This is a genomic window from Streptomyces sp. NPDC042371 (assembly GCF_056437465.1).
On the sequence record NZ_JBWKAP010000002.1, the window covers coordinates 205,505 to 222,621 of the forward strand.

At 71.8% G+C, this 17,117-nt stretch carries 15 protein-coding genes; 3 read left to right on the plus strand and 12 right to left on the minus strand.

The window, feature by feature from the left end; translation table 11 throughout:
- Window positions 1-4: 4 nt before the first annotated feature.
- From AC068B_RS06620 to AC068B_RS06635, 4 genes are all read right to left on the minus strand, one after another.
- Window positions 5-760, minus strand: a complete 756-nt coding sequence (locus AC068B_RS06620; RefSeq protein ID WP_478669482.1) for an AIM24 family protein — start codon at window positions 758-760, stop codon at window positions 5-7.
- A gap of 16 nt (window positions 761-776) precedes the next feature.
- Window positions 777-1,457, minus strand: coding sequence for an AIM24 family protein (locus tag AC068B_RS06625; RefSeq protein ID WP_055563679.1), 681 nt, complete (start codon window positions 1,455-1,457; stop codon window positions 777-779).
- Between the two features lie 11 nt (window positions 1,458-1,468).
- Window positions 1,469-3,157: a TerD family protein gene (locus AC068B_RS06630; protein ID WP_478669484.1), complete on the minus strand. Its 1,689-nt coding sequence runs from the start codon at window positions 3,155-3,157 to the stop codon at window positions 1,469-1,471.
- A gap of 117 nt (window positions 3,158-3,274) precedes the next feature.
- A complete protein-coding gene (locus AC068B_RS06635) occupies window positions 3,275-3,898 on the minus strand; it encodes a M48 metallopeptidase family protein (protein WP_478669485.1) in 624 nt (207 codons plus the stop codon).
- A 203-nt stretch (window positions 3,899-4,101) separates the two neighbouring features.
- Here AC068B_RS06635 and AC068B_RS06640 point away from each other — a divergent pair, with 203 nt between their 5' ends.
- Together AC068B_RS06640 and AC068B_RS06645 are read left to right on the plus strand one after the other, a co-directional pair.
- Window positions 4,102-5,241, plus strand: coding sequence for a ThiF family adenylyltransferase (locus tag AC068B_RS06640; RefSeq protein ID WP_478669487.1), 1,140 nt, complete (start codon window positions 4,102-4,104; stop codon window positions 5,239-5,241).
- 41 nt (window positions 5,242-5,282) lie between these two features.
- Window positions 5,283-6,674, plus strand: coding sequence for an ABC1 kinase family protein (locus AC068B_RS06645; RefSeq protein WP_478669489.1), 1,392 nt, complete (start codon window positions 5,283-5,285; stop codon window positions 6,672-6,674).
- A 13-nt stretch (window positions 6,675-6,687) separates the two neighbouring features.
- Here AC068B_RS06645 and AC068B_RS06650 read toward each other — a convergent pair whose 3' ends face one another.
- The 5 genes from AC068B_RS06650 to AC068B_RS06670 form a co-directional block, all read right to left on the minus strand.
- Window positions 6,688-6,879, minus strand: coding sequence for a hypothetical protein (locus tag AC068B_RS06650; protein ID WP_478669490.1), 192 nt, complete (start codon window positions 6,877-6,879; stop codon window positions 6,688-6,690).
- Between the two features lie 120 nt (window positions 6,880-6,999).
- Window positions 7,000-7,323 (minus strand): hypothetical protein, encoded by a 324-nt coding sequence (locus AC068B_RS06655; RefSeq protein ID WP_478669491.1) that lies wholly within the window; start codon window positions 7,321-7,323, stop codon window positions 7,000-7,002.
- Complete coding sequence (locus tag AC068B_RS06660; protein WP_055565619.1) at window positions 7,320-7,688, minus strand: WhiB family transcriptional regulator; 369 nt, start codon at window positions 7,686-7,688, stop codon at window positions 7,320-7,322. Before AC068B_RS06660 ends, AC068B_RS06655 begins: the two co-directional genes overlap by 4 nt.
- Before the next feature lie 170 nt (window positions 7,689-7,858).
- Window positions 7,859-8,200: a hypothetical protein gene (locus AC068B_RS06665; protein WP_478669493.1), complete on the minus strand. Its 342-nt coding sequence runs from the start codon at window positions 8,198-8,200 to the stop codon at window positions 7,859-7,861.
- Window positions 8,201-8,363: 163 nt separating this feature from the next.
- Window positions 8,364-10,652: an ATP-dependent DNA helicase UvrD2 gene (locus AC068B_RS06670; RefSeq protein ID WP_478670258.1), complete on the minus strand. Its 2,289-nt coding sequence runs from the start codon at window positions 10,650-10,652 to the stop codon at window positions 8,364-8,366.
- Between the two features lie 69 nt (window positions 10,653-10,721).
- Here AC068B_RS06670 and AC068B_RS06675 point away from each other — a divergent pair, with 69 nt between their 5' ends.
- Window positions 10,722-10,964, plus strand: coding sequence for a mycoredoxin (locus tag AC068B_RS06675; RefSeq protein WP_468556781.1), 243 nt, complete (start codon window positions 10,722-10,724; stop codon window positions 10,962-10,964).
- 28 nt (window positions 10,965-10,992) lie between these two features.
- Here the strand turns inward: AC068B_RS06675 and nudC are convergent, their stop codons facing one another.
- The 3 genes from nudC to AC068B_RS06690 form a co-directional block, all read right to left on the minus strand.
- Complete coding sequence (gene nudC / locus AC068B_RS06680; protein WP_478669494.1) at window positions 10,993-11,940, minus strand: NAD(+) diphosphatase; 948 nt, start codon at window positions 11,938-11,940, stop codon at window positions 10,993-10,995.
- Window positions 11,941-12,049: 109 nt separating this feature from the next.
- On the minus strand, window positions 12,050-13,456 hold the full coding sequence (locus AC068B_RS06685; RefSeq protein WP_478669496.1) for a dipeptidase: 1,407 nt from the start codon (window positions 13,454-13,456) through the stop codon (window positions 12,050-12,052).
- A 10-nt stretch (window positions 13,457-13,466) separates the two neighbouring features.
- The gene (locus AC068B_RS06690) at window positions 13,467-17,096 is read right to left on the minus strand and encodes a UvrD-helicase domain-containing protein (protein ID WP_478669497.1); all 3,630 of its coding nucleotides are present in this window, start codon (window positions 17,094-17,096) and stop codon (window positions 13,467-13,469) included.
- Between the last annotated feature and the right edge of the window lie 21 nt (window positions 17,097-17,117).

Genomic DNA, 17,117 nt, shown 5'->3' on the forward strand with positions numbered 1-17,117 from the left:
GGGGCTAACTCCAGACGTTGCCCTGGTTCTGCCCCCGGGCCCCCTGCTGGCCCATCCCGAACTGCGCCTGGGCGCCCCGCCCGACCACCGCGTTCTGCGGCGGCAGCATCTCGCTCGGCTGGACGAGCGCGTAGCCCTGGCCCATGAAGCTGAGCTCCCAGCCCTCACCGGTGTTGCCGCGGCGCCGCCACACGCCCGAGGAGTGGGTCTGGGCCTGCATCTGGACGCGCAGGCCGTTGGACCACGCGACGATCGCGTCGGCGTCCGCGTTGACGTACCGCTCCGGCGTGACCTGCAGCATCAGCGGCTGGCCCGACGTCATCAGGGCGACCTTGCCGCGGCCGGTGATGTTGAGCTGGTACTTGCCGGAGCCGGAGATGCCGTACTGGCTGTCCACGGCGATGACCTGGTGGGTCAGCGACGAGTCCATCGCGAGGACGTAGCTGCTGTCCACGGTCAGCCCGTCCTGCTCCACATCCACTACGTGGATGTACTGGGCGAGGTTGGCGAGGTAGACCGTGCCCTGGCCGTGGCAGCGCATCAGGTCCAGGCCCTCGCCGGTGTGCGCGCGGGCCCGCTGGTTGCCCCGGCTCTGGTACTCGGCGTCGAACTCGATCAGACCCTGGTAGGCGACCATCGCGCCCTTTCGGGCGAGGACGTCGTCGTGTCCCTCCAGGGCGACCCGCAGCAGCTGCGGGTTCTGGACGGAGTAGCGCTCCTGGGTCTGCTGTTCGGCGTGCGCGAAAAGTGGGCTCTGCATGGTGTGTTGCTCCCCCTCAGCCCCGTGCTCGGAGGCGGTCGGTGCTGTCCTCGCTGGGCTGTACGACGACGATGCCCTCTCCGGAGAAGCCCATCTGGTAGGCCTCGCCGCTGCCGCGCCCGATGAGGGAACCGGCCTTGAAGCTGCGCTTGCCCTTCACCTTGAGGTTCGGGGACCAGGCGATCAGGGCGTCCGGGTCGACGTACGTCTCGTCGTCGCCGCGGCCGCAGTCGACGACGATCGGCGTGCCGCGGGACGTCAGAGCGACCCAGCCCTGGCCGGAGATCTTGATGTTCCACAGGCCCTGTCCGGCGAACTTGGCCATGCCCTTGACCCGCTCGACGCCCCACTGGAGGGATGCGTCGAAGGCGAGCAGGTTGGTGCCGTTCACCGAGAGGGAGTCGCCCGCCAGGTTGATCAGGACGACGTCCGCTCCGTAGTCGGCGAGGTAGAGGAGGCCGTCTCCGGAGCACTTCATCAGGGGTGCGCCCTCGCCGGTCATCCACTCGCGCGCGACCTGACGGACGGCGGGCGGATTCGGCTCGTACTGCACGAACCCTTCGTAGGCGACCATCGAGCCCACGCGCGCGAGGAGGTCGTTGCCGGTCTGCATGGCCACCTTGACCATGTGATGGCCGTGGTTCTCCATGCGGGCGGCGACGGGTGCGGGAGCAAAGCCCGCGAGCTGCTGATTCATGACGGGCTCCCTCAGACCTCGTACGGCTGGACGACGATGAAATTGCCGGGCGCGCCACGGAACTGGAGGTTCACGCTCTCCCCCGTGGAGCCCGCGTACGCGTTGCTGCGCAGCCGGACCTGGCTGGAGACGATCGCCTGGGCGGCGGCCGACCAGGCGACGACGGCGTGGCAGTCCGCGAACGTCGTCGGCGTGACGGGCAGCACGACGGGCACACCGTGGGTCTTCACGATGACCGTGCCGGTGCCCTGGAACTGCATGACGAACAGCGCGCCGCCGGGAATCCCGTGGCCCTCGATCCTGCGCACCTCGTGCTGGAGGGTCTCGTCGAAGGCGAGGACGTTCTCCGCGGAGACACAGATCGCGTCGCCCTGGAGTTCGATGGGGTGCAGGTGGGTGGCCTCCTCGGCGAGGAAGACCTGACCGCGGCCGGAGCAGCGCATCAGCTGCATCTCCTGGCCGGTGGCGTTGCCCACGATGCGTCCTGCGAAGCCCGCGCCCTTGTAGCTGAACTCGACCTTGCCCTGGTAGAGCACCATGCTGCCCTGGCGGGCGAGGATCGGCTGCTCGGCGACGCCGAGGTCGACGCGGACGAGCTTCTCGTTCTGCTGCGTCCAGCGCTGGCCCGTGGGGGCCTCGCGGTACTTCTGGAGGGCCGCGGCCACACCGGCGCCCTGGGGTGCCGCGCCCTGGGGGGCGGCGGGCTGACCGGGGAACTGGCCGCCCGGAGGCTGCTGGCCGTAGCCGGGCGGCATCGGGGCTGCGGGCTGCTGACCGTAACCGGGCGGAGGCATCGGGGGCTGCGGCTGCTGGCCGTATCCCGGGGGCGGCGGCGCGCTCTGGCCGGGCACCTGGCCGAACTGCGGCTGCTGCGGAGCGGGCTGTCCCGGCTGGCCGTACGGCGCGGGGGCCGGCGGAGGCGGCACGGTCCCGCCCGGCGGCTGGCTCAACGGGGCCACGACGGTCTGCGCCGCGTGCACCGACGGGTCCACGGGGGCGGGCGGGGGCGGAGTGGTGCCCTGTGGCGGCGCGAAGTGCTGCGCGGGGGCCGGGGCGGGTGCCTGCGGCGGCGCGGCAGCGGCCGGGGCGCCGAACGAGGGCGGCGCGGCGGCCTGGGCGGGCGGCGCGAAGGAGGGCGCACCGGCCTGCGGCGCCGGGGCTGCGGGCTCCTCCTCGGCGACCTCGCCGCCGAAGTTCCGCAGCAGGGCGTCGAGCCCGCCGTCGAAGCCCTGGCCGATCGCGGCGAACCGCCAGACGTCCTTCAGATAGAAGTCGCCCAGCATGACGGCGCGCTCCGTGGAGAACTCCGCGCCGGTGAAGGCGTAGCGCACCACTTCCTCGCCGCCCGCGACGATGCGGACGTACCCGGACGCGACCTGCGACATCTGCCCGGCACCGTCGATCGTCGCCGTGAACGAGAGGCGCTGGATCTGCTGCGGGATGCGGTCGAGCGTGACGCGGAAGGACTCGGAGTCGCCCGCCTGGGAGCCCAGGAGCTGGATCGACTCCTCGGGCGACTTGGGCTGGTTGAAGAAGATGAAGTAACGGTCGTCCGAGAGCCGCTCGCTCGCGTCCAGGCCGAAGCAGCTGATGTCGAACGTCAGTCCCGGCGCCGAGATCTGTACGCCGACGTACAGATCGGTCCCTGCGGTGAGGTCACTGACCTTGGCCTTGTGGCCGCGTTGGAATTCCCTGGCCATACGTAACGACCGTCCCCCATCCCGAATGTGAATGCGTCGCGTCAGGCTAACCGCAAAGTCCGACAGCGAGCGAAGCCGGTACAGACCCGCTACACAACTACGGGTTCCGGCGGACGTTCACTCCTCGCGGGCGGTGGGCAGATGGGGCAGGCGACCGGCCGCCACCACCCCTTCGAGGTACCCCCTGGCCCGCTCCGTGCGGGGGTAGGCCTCCAGGAGATGCCAGAAGCGGGGGCCGTGGCCGGGGACGAGGAGGTGGGCGAGCTCATGGACGAGGACGTAGTCCACGACGTACTCGGGCATGCCCTGGAGCCGGTGCGAAAGGCGGATGCTGCCCTCCGCCGGGGTGCAGGAACCCCAGCGGGTGTTCTGGTTCGTAACCCAGCGAACGGACTCCGGCCTGGCACTGCCGCCGAAGTACTGATCGGAGAGCTGCCCCGCGCGCTCGGCGAGCTCCGCGTCACCAAGGAGCCGTTTGCTCTCCTGGGCCGCGAGCTTGTCGAGCATCACATTGACCCAGCGCTGCTCCTCCGCCTCGGACATGCGGGCGGGGATGAGGACGACGGTGCGGTCGCCCTCCCGGTACGCGGAGACCGTTCTGCGGCGGCGGGCGCTCCGTCTGACCTCGACCGTGCTGGCCCCCGCGCCGGACGGCGACGGGCTGGTCGTGCTGCGCTGTGGAGCTCCGGCGCGACGCGCTGAGGACTCCCCAGCGACGCGAGGGGACGGGTCGGCGGGCACGCCCCGACGTTACCCGCTGGGCATAGGGGAAGTCCCGCCTCCGGGACGGTTCGGCGCTGTTCCGCTCCCCGTCTGTTTGATTAGTACGACGAATATCCACCGCCTGTGGACAACGCGACGCAGGCGTTCGGTGGGGCGGGCATTCTGGCATTCGATCGAGCGCGGCGGACGAATCCGCGCCGACCGGCCGACGGGGGACGACCATGCATCCGATCTTGAAGCCCGCGCTGCGGCGTGGCTGGCGGGACCTGAGCACCGTGCAGTTCGGGGTGGCGCCCGCGCACGCTTTGGTGCTCGGCCCGATGGACACGGCGACCAGCAGTTTTCTGACCTTGCTGGACGGCACTCGCGGGGTGCCTCTGCTGCGCGAGGAGGGGCGGCGGATGGGGCTGCCCGACGGGCACGTGGACCGGCTGCTGGGAGAGCTGTCGCGGGCCGGGCTCCTCGACGACTCGACCGGCGGCGGCCCGGCGGCCGACGCGCTGCGCGAGCGGGGCGAGACCCTGGACCGGCTGCGGGCCGATGTGGCCTCGCTGTCGCTCCTGTCGAGAAAGCCGGGCGATGCGATCGCGAAGGTCGCGGCGCGCCGGGCCATGCGGGTGCGGGTCCAGGGCGCCGGGCGGGTGGGCGCCGTCGTGGCCTCGTTGCTGGCGGGCGCGGGCGTCGGCCGGGTCGAGGTGCGGGACGGCGGGCATGTGCGGCCGTGGGACGTCGCGCCGGGCGGGCTGCCCGCCGAGTCCGTCGGGGAGCGCAGGGACACCGCAGCTCGCCGCATAGTGCGGCAGGCGGCGCCCGGCCGCCCGGCCCGGCGGTCTCCGCAGGCCGTGGAGCAGGAAGGGGCGGGGCTTTCCCTTGTGATCATCGCCCCGAGGGACGGTCTGGATGCGTATGCTCCGGCCCCCGCGGCGGCCGAGGAACTGCTCGCCTCGGGCACCCCTCATCTCTACGCCGGAGTGATCGAGGGGACGGGCGTGGTGGGCCCCTTGGTCCTGCCGGGGACGACCGCATGTGCCGAGTGCCTGTTCCGGCAGCGCGCGGACCGCGATCCCACCTGGCCGCGGATGCTGGCCCAGTGGCGCTCGGGCCACTCGCGGCACGTGCCCGCGTGCGACCTGGCTCTGGCGGCCTCGGTCGCCGGGCTGACGGCGGGGCACGCCCTGGCCTTCCTGGACGGCGGCCCTTCGGCCTGCGCGGGGGTCCGCTGGAAAGCCTCCATCACCGGATTCGAGTGGCTCTCAAGCCCGATTTGGCCGCATCCATCATGCTCTTGTGGGGCGGGCGTGTCCGTTAAGGGGGATCGGCCCACCGCTGACACGAAGCCGCACGCAACAATGGCCGGGTAACCGCCTGAGAAGGCGCGGCTGTCTGGGACTTGGAGGGGCGCATGTCTGATCTTCCCCGGAAGGCGGTCACCCGTACCGCCAAACTGGCCGCGCTGCCACTCGGCTTCGCGGGGCGCGCGACCTGGGGCCTGGGCAAGCGGATCGGGGGCAAGTCCGCGGAGATCGTGGGGCGCGAGCTGCAGCAGCGCACGGCCGAGCAGCTCTTCAAGGTCCTCGGCGAGCTGAAGGGCGGTGCCATGAAGTTCGGACAGGCCCTGTCCGTCTTCGAGTCCGCGCTGCCCGAGGAGATCGCCGGACCGTATCGCGCGGCGCTGACGAAGCTGCAGGAAGCGGCGCCGCCGATGCCCACCCGGACCGTGCACTCCGTCCTGGAGGAGCGGCTCGGCACCGACTGGCGCGATCTCTTCCTGGAGTTCGACGACAAGCCCGCAGCCGCCGCGTCGATCGGCCAAGTGCACCGGGCCGTGTGGTCGGACGGCCGCGAGGTCGCGGTCAAGGTGCAGTACCCGGGGGCAGGCGAGGCGCTGCTGTCCGACCTCAATCAGCTCAGCCGGTTCGCCCGCCTGCTGGGGCCGCTGATCCCGGGGATGGACATCAAGCCGCTCATCGCGGAGCTGCGCGACCGGGTCTCGGAAGAGCTGGACTATGCCCTGGAGGCCCAGGCCCAGCAGGCGCACGCCGACGAGTTCGCGGACGACCCCGACGTGGTGGTGCCGCACGTGGTGCACCAGAGCGACCAGATCCTGGTGACCGAGTGGATGGACGGGACGCCTCTCTCTGAGGTGATCGCGGACGGCACGCAGGAGCAGCGCGACCGGGCGGGCCAGCTCCTGGCCCGCTTCCTCTTCTCCGGTCCGACGCGCACAGGACTGCTGCACGCCGACCCGCACCCCGGGAACTTCCGGCTGCTGCCCGACGAGAAGGCGGGCTATCGCCTCGGGGTCCTGGACTTCGGCACGGTCGACCGGCTGCCCGACGGGCTGCCCCCGACCATCGGCAGGTCCCTGCGGATGACGCTGGAGGGCGAGGCCGACGCGGTCTACGACATGTTGCGCGAGGAGGGCTTCGTCAAGGAGTCCGTCGACCTGGAACCGCAGGCGGTGCTCGACTATCTGCTGCCGATCATCGAGCCGATGGCGGTCGACGAGTACACGTTCACGCGTGCCTGGATGCGCAAGCACGCGGCCCGGCTGGCCGACGTCCGCTCCCCTGCCTACCAGTTGGGCCGGTATCTGAATCTGCCGCCCGCGTATCTCCTGATACACCGCGTGACGGTGAGCACCATCGGGGTGCTGTGTCAGCTGGGCGCGACGGTTCGGATGCGGGACGAGCTGGAGGAGTGGCTGCCCGGCTTCGTGGAGGAGACGGAGGAAGCCGAGGAGGCCGAGGAGGCGGAGCTGGCCGAGGACGGCGGCGCGGCGGCGGAGGCCTGAAGCGTCGCGGGGCTCACCACCAGGCGGAGTCGAGGCGACCTTCGATGGCTCTGAGGTTGTCCCGGGCACAGGCGTCGCAGAAGTAGCGGCGGACGCCGTTTTCCACGGAGCAGGTCCAGGTCGGCGGCGTGCCTTCGGCGACCGTGCCGCAGCGGGAGCACACGAGATTCTCCGGCTCCGAGGGCTGGGAGTTCTGCTGTTCCACCGGGCGACCATATCGCCGCAGGGGAACGATCGGTGAGCACAACGCACCGCGGGGGACGGTCCGTTCGGACCGTCCCCCGCGGTGCGTTGTGTCATCGTGCCGAACCGCGTTCCGCGGTTCTTACTGCATGACCGCCATGGCGAGCGCGCGCCGGGCACGCAGCGAGGCGCGCTCCGCGCGGCGCTGCATACGGCGGGCCGCCATCAGGCGCTCGGCCGGGCGTTGAGCCTCGGCTTCGCGCATGCGTTCGTGCATATGCGCACGAGCCATGGCTTCTGGGATGAGTTGCATCTCACGGGTCCTGTTCTGGCGCGGAACGTACGCGCCGGTAGTGCTGAAGTCTGGGGTGGCGGAGCCGGCGGGCTCGCTGGTGGCTGCCTTCATCGGGGCCTGCTTCTTGGGGTCGTGCGTGAGGGGGCGATCGATCGTTCCGGCGGCGTTCATGCGACGACCGGGTTCTTGCGCGGGCGACCACGCGGCCGCTTGCGGGCAACGACGACGCCCTGGACGAACAGCTCGCCGCCCCAGACGCCCCACGGCTCACGCCGCTCCTTGGCACCCGCGAGGCAGGCCTCCATCAGCGGGCAGGTGCGGCAGAGGGACTTGGCGTACTCGACGTCGGCCGGCGACTCCGCGAAGAAGACCTCCGGGTCGTAGGCACGGCAGGGAACGGGTACGCCGAGGTTCTCGATGGCGTCGTCGAGCGCGGTGAGCGCGGTGAGGGGAGTCAAGGTCGGGTCCTCCGTGGGTGCGGGCGGGGGGAGCGTCTGTGAAGGCGGTACGGACGGGGCGTGCGCTTCGAGTTGCACGGTGGTGTTTTCCTCGTCTGGTCGTGCCGGCCTGGGTCGGCCGGTTGGCGGCTGGTACCGGGTCTTGCTGTCGGCCCCTTCGCTCTGTTCTCCCTGTTCTGGGGAAAACAGAAGGGCCGCGGATCCCGGGTGGGGTTCCGCGGCCCTGAAGGCGCCGGTCTGATCGAAGATCAGACTGGATCACTCCAGGGTTCGAGCCCACGGAAGGCCCACATCGTGTGGTGCTGCGTCGTCTGCTTCCGGAATCCGGCACCGGCTGCCGCAAAGGCATAGGCCTTGGCCTGCGCCTCCGCTACTGCTGCTTCCGGTGCCTTGGTCGGTCGCTCATTGCCCTCATTGGCCTCGCGGACGGGAAGACCGGAGAGAGGCAGCGGGGCGGACATCGGACGGATGGCGGGGATGCCGCCGGACAGACCGGTGCCCTGGTTCGAGAAGCCGAGCAGGCAGGAAGCGACGACCGAGCGATCGGTCATTTTCGCGGTGCTGATGAAGCTCTCGTTGATGCTGATCACTGGAATTCGCCTCCTCTCGGCGTCTAGGGGATCGGCCGGAACCGATCCTGCGGACTATCAAGTACAGCACGGAACCTCGGCTTCGGAGAAGCCGCTGTTTCCGTGTTAAGAACCTATGGGTCTTCCTTGCGCATGCGCAAACTATTTTTTCGACGAGTTTGAATCATTCGTCGTCGGCGCCCCTTACACACTCCTGACCTGCACAGATAGCGAGTACGTCGGCACCGAAGCGGTGGAACTTGCGGACACCGACGCCGGGGATCCGGGCCAGCTCGCCCTCGTCGTCGGGCACCGCCTCGGCGATGGCGATCAAGGTTTTGTCCGTGAAGACGCAGTACGCGGGCTGTCCCAGCTCCCTCGCCTGGCCGGATCGCCACTCCCGCAACCGCTCGTAGAGCCCCTCGTCCATGTCGGACGGGCAGTCCTCGCACCGCATGAGCTTCATCTCGCCCGCCTCGGTCAGGGTCCGTCCGCAGACCCGGCAGCGGGCAGGCGTACGGCTCTTTCGCTGCCGACGGCCTGCCACGGGGCCCGTGGCCCCGCCGCTGCCGCGCTCGACGCCACCGGGGCCCCCGCTCGCCGCCCGGGCCGCGGAGCCCGCTCCGGAGCCCGGCCGCAGCCCGTCGAGGAAGCGGCTGGGGCGACGGCCCGGACGGCCGCCCGGCGAGCGGGAGAGGGCCCAGGAGAGGGAGAGGTGGACCCTTGCGCGGGTCACTCCCACATAGAGGAGGCGGCGCTCCTCCTCGATCTGCTCGTCCGTCTTGGCGTACGTGATCGGCATCATGCCTTCGGCGAGGCCCACGAGGAACACGGCGTCCCACTCCAGGCCCTTGGCCGCGTGCAGCGAGGCCAGCGTGACGCCCTCGACGGTGGGCGCGTGCTGGGCGTTCGCCCGCTCGTCGAGCTCGGCCACGAGATCGGCGAGGGTCGCCTCCGGCCTGGCCCGCGCGAAGTCCTCCGCGAGCCGCACCAGCGCGGCCAGGGACTCCCAGCGGTCGCGCACCGCCCCGGACCCCGCGGGGGGCTCCGTCGTCCACCCCTTGGTGGAGAGCACCGCCCGCACCTGGGAGGGGAGGTCGACCACGTCGTCCAGGAGCGCGTCGTTGCCCCCGAAGCGGGCGGCGCCGCGCAGGGCCGCACCCGCTTCGCGCACCTCCGTGCGCTCGAAGAACCGCTCGGCGCCGCGCAGCTGATAGGGCACGTTCGCGTCGGCGAGAGCCTGCTCGTAGATCTCCGACTGCGAGTTCGTACGGAAGAGGATCGCGATCTCGCTGGCGGGGACGCCGTCGGCGAGGAGGGCGCGGATGCGGCGGGCGGCGCCTTCGGCCTCGGCCGGTTCGTCCGCGTACTCCGTGTAGCTCGGCTCGACGCCCGGGTCGCGCTGCGAGATGAGTTCCAGGCGGTGGTCGGCGGCCCGGCCGCGGGCCTGGGAGAGCAGGCCGTTGGCCAGGTGGACGACCTGGGGGGTGGAGCGGTAGTCACGGACCAGCTTGACGACCGTGGCCCCCGGGTGGCGGGTGCGGAAGTTCAGCAGGTGGTCGGGGGTCGCGCCGGTGAAGGAGTAGATCGTCTGGCTGGCGTCGCCGACGACGCAGAGGCTGTCCCGGTCGCCGAGCCAGAGCTCCAGGAGGCGCTGCTGCAGCGGGCTGACGTCCTGATACTCGTCCACCACGAAGTGCTGGTACTGGGACCGGATCTGCTCGGCGATGTCGTGGCGGTCCTGGAGGATGCCGACGGCGAGCAGCAGCACGTCCTCGAAGTCGATGACGGCGCGGTCGCGCTTCAGGTCCTCGTACGCCGCGTAGAGCTGGGCGATCTCGGCGGGGTCGCGGGGGACGTCGCGGCCGGACTTCGCGGCGGCGGCCGCATAGTCCGCGGGGACGGTCTGGGTGACCTTGGACCACTCGATCTCGCTGGTCAGGTCCCGCAGCTCGTTCCTGTCCAGGCGGATGCGGCAGGCCGCGGCCGCGTCCGCGACGAGCTTGATCTTGCGGTCGACGATCCGGGGCAGCGGGCCACCGACCGCTTTCGGCCAGAAGAACTGGAGCTGGCGCAGGGCCGCGGAGTGGAAGGTGCGGGCCTGGACGCCGGAGGCGCCGAGCTGGCGGAGGCGGCCGCGCATCTCACCGGCGGCGCGGTTGGTGAAGGTGACGGCGAGCACGCTGGCGGGCTGCAGCATCCCGGCACGCACTCCATAGGCGATCCGGTGGGTGATCGCCCGTGTCTTGCCGGTACCGGCACCGGCGAGGACGCACACCGGCCCGTGCAGGGCGGTGGCGACCTCGCGCTGCTCGGGGTCGAGCCCGTCGAGCACCGCGTCGGGAGAGTCCGGGACCTGCGGGAAGAGGGTGGAGTGCGTTGCTGATGTCACCCAGCCAGCTTGCCAGGTCCCAGGGGGCGGGTGAGTCCGTTGTCCACAGGGAGGCGGAGCCGGTCGTACTAATACGGGAATGGTGGCCGGGTCGCGTACGTTCGATCCATTGCGATGACGCACCCCGAGCAACTAAGGAGCGCTAAAGACATGCCGGGCACTGTGACGATGTACAGCACCACGTGGTGCGGCTACTGCCGCCGCCTCAAGGGTCAGATGGACCGTGAGGGCATCGCCTACACCGAGATCAACATCGAGCAGGACCCGGAGTCGGCGGACTTCGTCGAGAAGGCGAACGGCGGAAACCAGACGGTCCCCACCGTTCTCTTCCCGGACGGCTCGACCCTCACGAACCCGTCGCTGGCCCAGGTCAAGCAGAAGCTGGCCGCCTGAGGCACAGCACCCACGGTGCGGGTGGGGCTCAGCCCACGGTCCCCGGCTTCGGCAGGGGCTTCCCGTACCAGAGCTCGATCAGCCGGGCCGCAATCGAGATGCCGTAGGGAGGCAGGACCTCCCCGGACTCGAATGCGGCCCGCAGGTCTTCCCGGGAGAACCAGCGGGCCTCCTGGATCTCCTCGCCGTCCACGTTGATCTCCGAGGACGTCGCGTCGGCCATGAAGCCCAGCATGAGGCTGGAGGGGAACGGCCAGGGCTGGCTCGCGACGTACTCGACGTCGCCGACCGTGACGCCCGCCTCCTCGAAGACCTCGCGCCGCACCGACTGCTCGATGGACTCCCCCGGCTCGACGAAGCCCGCGAGGGTGGAGAAGCGTCCCTCGGGCCAGTGCACCTGGCGGCCGAGGAGGATGCGGTCCTCGCTGTCCCTGACCGCCATGATCACGGCGGGGTCCGTGCGGGGGTAGTGCTCGGCGCCGCAGGCCTGGCAGCGGCGGATGTGGCCCGCCGCCGCGATGACGGTGCGCTCGCCGCAGCGCGAGCAGAAGCGGTGCAGCCGCTGCCAGTTCTCCAGGGCCACGGCGTGCACCATCAGACCGGCGTCCCGGGGCGTCAGCAGGAGCCCGGCCTCGCGCAGTCCGGCGGGGCGCGCCGACTGGTCCATGCGGCCCGGCAGGGTGTCCTTCTGGAGCGCGAAGTAGCTGACGCCGTCGTCGTCCGTGCCCAGGAAGTAGCGGTGCTCCTCGGTGAGGGGCGCTTCGAAGGCGGGCGTCATCACCAGTTCGGTGTGCCCCTCGGACGTCTCGTCGATGAGCACCTGGCCGCCGGAGACCACGAAGACCCGGGTGGTGGGGTGGCTCCAGGCGGCGGCGAGCCACGCCTCGTCCATGCGGTGGTGCGCGGCGCGGTCGATACCGCTCGGCGCGGTCAGCGAGACGGGGCGGTCTGCGGTGCGGTCGGTCCAGGTGGTCACAGGTGCTTCCAACTCCCCCGATGGAATGGGTGGTTCAGCAGGGCGTGCGGCAGGACGTGCGGCGGTGCGTGGCGCGGGACGTGCTCGGCGGCCGGGCGGATCTCAGTGTTCATCGCGGTTCGTCGCGCCAGTTCTCCGCGAGGTCGCCCCAGAGGTGCGCGGTCGTCTCGACGCCCTTGAGCAGCAGGTCGATCTCGACCTTCTCGTTGGGCGCGTGCCAGCCGTCGGAGGGGACGGAGATGCCCAGGAAGAGCACGGGGGCGCCGAGGACGTCCTGGAGGTCGGCGGCAGGTCCCGAGCCGCCCTCGCGCGTGAAGCGGATCTTCTGCTCGAAGGCACGGCCCATCGCGCGCACGACGGACTGCAGGGCGGGGTGGTCGAGCGGCGTCAGGCACGGGCGCGTGGCGGCGGCGAAGGTGACCGTGTGGCGGATGCCGGTGGGGATGCGGTCGGCGGCCCAGGCACGGACGGCGTCCTCGATGTGCTCCGGGTCCTGTCCCGCGACCAGCCGGAACGACAGCTTCACCAGGGCGGACGACGGAATGATCGTCTTGCTGCCCACGCCCTGGTAGCCGCCGCCGATGCCGTTGACCTCGGCGGTGGGGCGGGCCCATATCCGCTCCAGGGTGGTGTGCCCGGCCTCCCCGTGGGTGCCGTGCGAATGCGCCGTGCTCAGCCAGCGCCCCTCGTCGAAGGGCAGCTCGGCGAAGAGCGCGCGCTCGCGGTCGGTGAGTTCGGTGATGCCTTCGTAGAAGCCGGGGATCGCCACGCGCGCGTGCTCGTCGTGGAGGGCGGCGACGAGGCGGGCGACCTCGGTGGCGGGGTTCGGCACGGCGCCGCCGAAGGATCCCGAGTGGATGTCCTGGTCGGGGCCGTGCAGTTCGATCTCGCACTCGGCGAGGCCGCGCATGCCCGTGCAGACGGTCGGGGTGTCCTCGGACCACATGCCGGTGTCCGAGACGATCACCGCGTCGGCGGCGATGCGGTCCTTGCGGGCTTCGATGAGCGCGCGGAAGTGCGGGGAGCCTGACTCCTCCTCGCCCTCGACGAGCAGCTTGAGGTGGACCGCGGGTGCGGTGCGGCCGGTGGCGGCGAGGTGGGCGCGGACGCCGAGGGTGTGGAAGAAGACCTGGCCCTTGTCGTCGGCCGCTCCGCGCGCGTGGAGGCGGTTTCCCTTGAGGACGGGCTCGAAGGGGTCGGTGTCCCAGCCGTCCTCGCGGGCCGCGGGCTGGACGTCGTGGTGGCCGTAGACGAGGACGGTGGGGGCGTCGGGATCGTCGGAGGGCCACTCGGCGAAGACGGCGGGCGCCCCGGGCGTCTCCCAGACCTCGGTGGTCGGGAAGCCGGTCTTCTTCAGGGCCGCGGCGAGCCAGTCGGCGCTGCGGCGCACATCCTCGGCGTGGTCGGGCTGAGCCGACACGGACGGGATCCGCAGCCACTCGGCGAGGTCGTCGAGGAAGGCGGCACGGTGGTTCCCGATGTACGTGCGGACGGCGCTGTCCGGTGTCTCGCTCATGGTCACGAGCCTATCCGCCATCCGGGGTGGGCTCGTCCTGCGGCTCGTCCCCCGGGTCCTCGGCCGGTTCCTCCAGGAGCAGGCGTTCGAGCTGGGCGCGGCCCGGCAGGTTCCTCGGGCGTGCGGTCTCGCCGCTGCGTACGTAGAGGAAGGCGGCCTTGACCGATTCCAGGGGGACGCCCTGCTGCTCGGCCCAGGCGAGTCGGTAGACGGCGAGCTGGAGGGGGTCGGCCGTGCGGGTGCGGCTGGTCTTCCAGTCGACGATCTCGTACGTCGCGTCGGCGCCGTCGCCCTCCTTGTAGACGGCGTCGATGCGGCCCCTGATGACACGGCCCGCGATCACGAACTGGAAGGGGACTTCGACGCGGTGGGGCGCGCGGTGGGCGTACTCGGTGCGTTCGAAGGCTTCCTTGAGGGATTCGAGGTCGCGCTCGTCGGCGATCTCGGACTCGTCGGGGGCGCCGCCCGGCAGGTCGTCCGGGGAGAGCATCGGCAGGGTGAGCTCTTCGAAGCGGGACTCGATCCAGGCGTGGAAGCGGGTGCCGCGGCGGGCCGCAGGCTGCGGCGGGCGCGGCATGGGCCGGGCGAGGTCCCGTGCGAAGCCGTCGGGGTCGGCGGCCAGGTGCATCAGCTCGGACGCAGTGAGCGAGGGCGGCACGGGGATGTCCCTGACGGCTTCGCGGGCGCGCAGGAGCTCGCCGGTCAGCGCGTCCAGGTCGCGGTCCCAGGAGGCGAGGGTGCGGGCCTCCTCCGGGGTGAGGCGGGGGTCGGGCTCCGCCGGGGCGGGGTGGGGGCGGGCGTCGGGGCGGGGTGCGGGGAGTTTCACGTGCGCGGATTCGGGGCCCGGCGCGGCCGCGGGGTGCGGTGCGTCCGCGAGGTGCGGTGCGTCCGCGGGGTGCGGGACCGTCGGGCGTTCCGTCGCCAGGGAGTCCCAGTCCGCCGGGTCGACGCCGACATCTGCGTCGGTGTCGGCGTCGGGGTCGGTGTCGGGGAAATCGGCGTCTTCGTAGCCGCCTTCTTCGTCCTCCGGAGGGGGTGGCCATTCGGGGTCGTCGGCCGGGGGCACGTCGTCGTGCGCCGACGGGTGGGCCTCTTCGTGGGAGCGGGCGGGCTCCGGTGTGCCCTCCCCCGTCAGGCGGTCCAGATGGGCGAGGACGGTCTGCGCGGCGGCCCTGCGGCGGGCCAGGGACGCGTCGTCCAGCGGGAGCGGCCATGCCTGGTCGGCGGTCGCCTCGTGCAGGGCGGGGTTCTCCTCGTCCTCCGCGGGCTCGTCGGCCCAGGCCTCGATCTCCCCGTGGCCCGCCGCGCAGTGGTCGTACAGGGCCTGGAGGAAGTCCGAGGGGCCGCGCGGCTTCTTCTGGGAGGGGCCCCACCAGTGGCCGGAGCCGAGGAGCAGGGAGCGGGGGCGGGTGAACGTCACGTACCCGAGGCGGAGTTCCTCGGTGCGCTGGTGGTCCTTCATCGCTTCGTGGAAGGCCTTCATGCCCTTGGCGTCCCACGCGTCGACGTCGGGCAGCGTGGCCGTGTCGCCGCGCAGCCCGTGCGGGACGACCTTGGCCTGGGCGGTCCACTTCTCGCGGCCCTGCGCGCTCGGGAAGGTGCCGTTGACCAGTCCGGGGACGGCGACGACGTCCCACTCCAGGCCCTTGGACCGGTGGGCGGTGAGCACCTTGACGGTGTTCTCGCCGCCCGGCAGGGCGTTGTCCAGGCCCTTCTCGTACTGGGCGGCGGTGCGCAGGAAGCCGAGGAAGGCGAGGAGCGTCGCGCCGCCGTCGTTCGCGGCGAAGGAGGCGGCGACGTCCAGGAAGTTCGAGAGCGTCTCGCGGCGGCGGGCCGCAAGGGCGCCCGGGGACGCGGAGAGCTCGACCTCCAGACCGGTCACGGCGAGCACCCGGTGCAGCACGTCCATCAGCGGGTCGGACAACGAACGGCGCAGCTCGCGCAGTTCGGCCGCGAGCCGGGCGAAGCGCACCCTGGCGTCCGCCGAGAAGGGCAGTCCGTCGTCCGCTCCGGAGGGGTCGTCCGGGGCGAGGGGCGACTCCAGGAACGTGTCCAGCGCGTCCGCGAGCGATATCACCTCGGCCGGGTCGACCCCCTCGACGGCTTCGGCGAGGCGCCGGTCCGGGTCGTCGGGGGCGGCGTGCCCGGGGCGCACGAGGAGGCGGGCGCGGCGGCCGAGGAGGGCGAGGTCGCGGGCGCCGATGCGCCAGCGGGGGCCGGTCAGGAGGCGCACCAGGGAGGCGTTCGCCCCGGGGTCCTGGAGGACCTCGCAGACGGCGACGAGGTCGGCGACCTCGGGGAGGTGCAGCAGTCCGGAGAGGCCGACGACCTCCACGGGGATGTCGCGGGCGACGAGCGCGGCCTGGATCTCGGCGAAGTCCGTGGCCGTGCGGCACAGGACGGCGATCTCGCCGGGTGCCTTGCCGGTGCGCACGAGGTGGGCGATCGAGTCGCCGAGCCAGTCGATCTCCTCGGCGTGCGTGCGCAGCAGGGCGCAGCGCACCACGCCGTCCCGCTCGGCGCCCGGGGCGGGCCGCAGCGCCTCCACGCCCGCGTGCATGGCGCGCAGGGGCTCCGCGAGGCCGTTGGCGAGCTCCAGGAGGCGGCCGCCGCTGCGGCGGTTCTCACTGAGCGCGTGGCGGGCCGCGGGGCTGCCGTCGGTGTGCGCGAAGTGTTCGGGGAAGTCGTCGAGGTTCGCCACCGAGGCACCGCGCCAGCCGTAGATGGCCTGGCAGGGGTCGCCGACCGCGGTCACCGGGTGTCCTGTGCCGCCGCCGAAGAGGCCGGACAGGAGGATGCGCTGGGCGACCGACGTGTCCTGGTACTCGTCGAGGAGGACGACGCGGAATTCGTCGCGGAGGATCTCGCCGACCTCCGGGCGGGTGCGGGCCAGCGTCGCGGAGAGGGCGATCTGGTCGCCGAAGTCGAGGAGGTCGCGGGAGCGCTTCGCCGCGCGGTACCGGCCGACGAGCTCGGCCAGTTCGAGTCGGGCCGCCGCGGTCTCGGGCACCTTGCGCAGGTCGGCGTTGGTGAGCTTCACGCCGTCCAGGGCTGCCAGGAGCCCGGTGTCGTACGCGTGCAGCTGCTCGGGGCGCACGAGGTGCTCGGCGAGCTCGCTGTCGAGGGCGAGGAGGTCGCTGACGAGGTCGGGGAAGGAGCGGGTCAGCGCGGGATAGGGACCGGGGGCCTCGCGGAGCACGCGTGCGGCGAGCTGGAAGCGGGTGGCGTCGGCGAGGAGGCGGGAGGTCGGCTCCAGGCCGATGCGCAGGCCGTGATCGGTCAGGAGGCGGCCCGCGAAGGCGTGGTACGTGGAGATGACCGGCTCGCCCGGTGGGTTGTCGGGGTCGACCGCGTCGGGGTCGGTGACGCCCGCCCTGACGAGGGCCTGGCGCACCCGCTCGGAGAGCTCGCCCGCCGCCTTGTTCGTGAACGTCAGGCCGAGGACCTGCTCGGGGGCGACCTGGCCGGTCCCGACCAGCCACACCACGCGTGCCGCCATCACCGTCGTCTTGCCCGACCCGGCTCCGGCCACGATCACCTGCGGGGCGGGCGGCGCGATGATGCAGGCCGTCTGCTCCGGGGTGAACGGGATGCCGAGGAGCTCCTTGAGCTGCTCGGGATCGGTGATGCGAGGTGACACGTGAGAGAGGCTAGCGGTGGC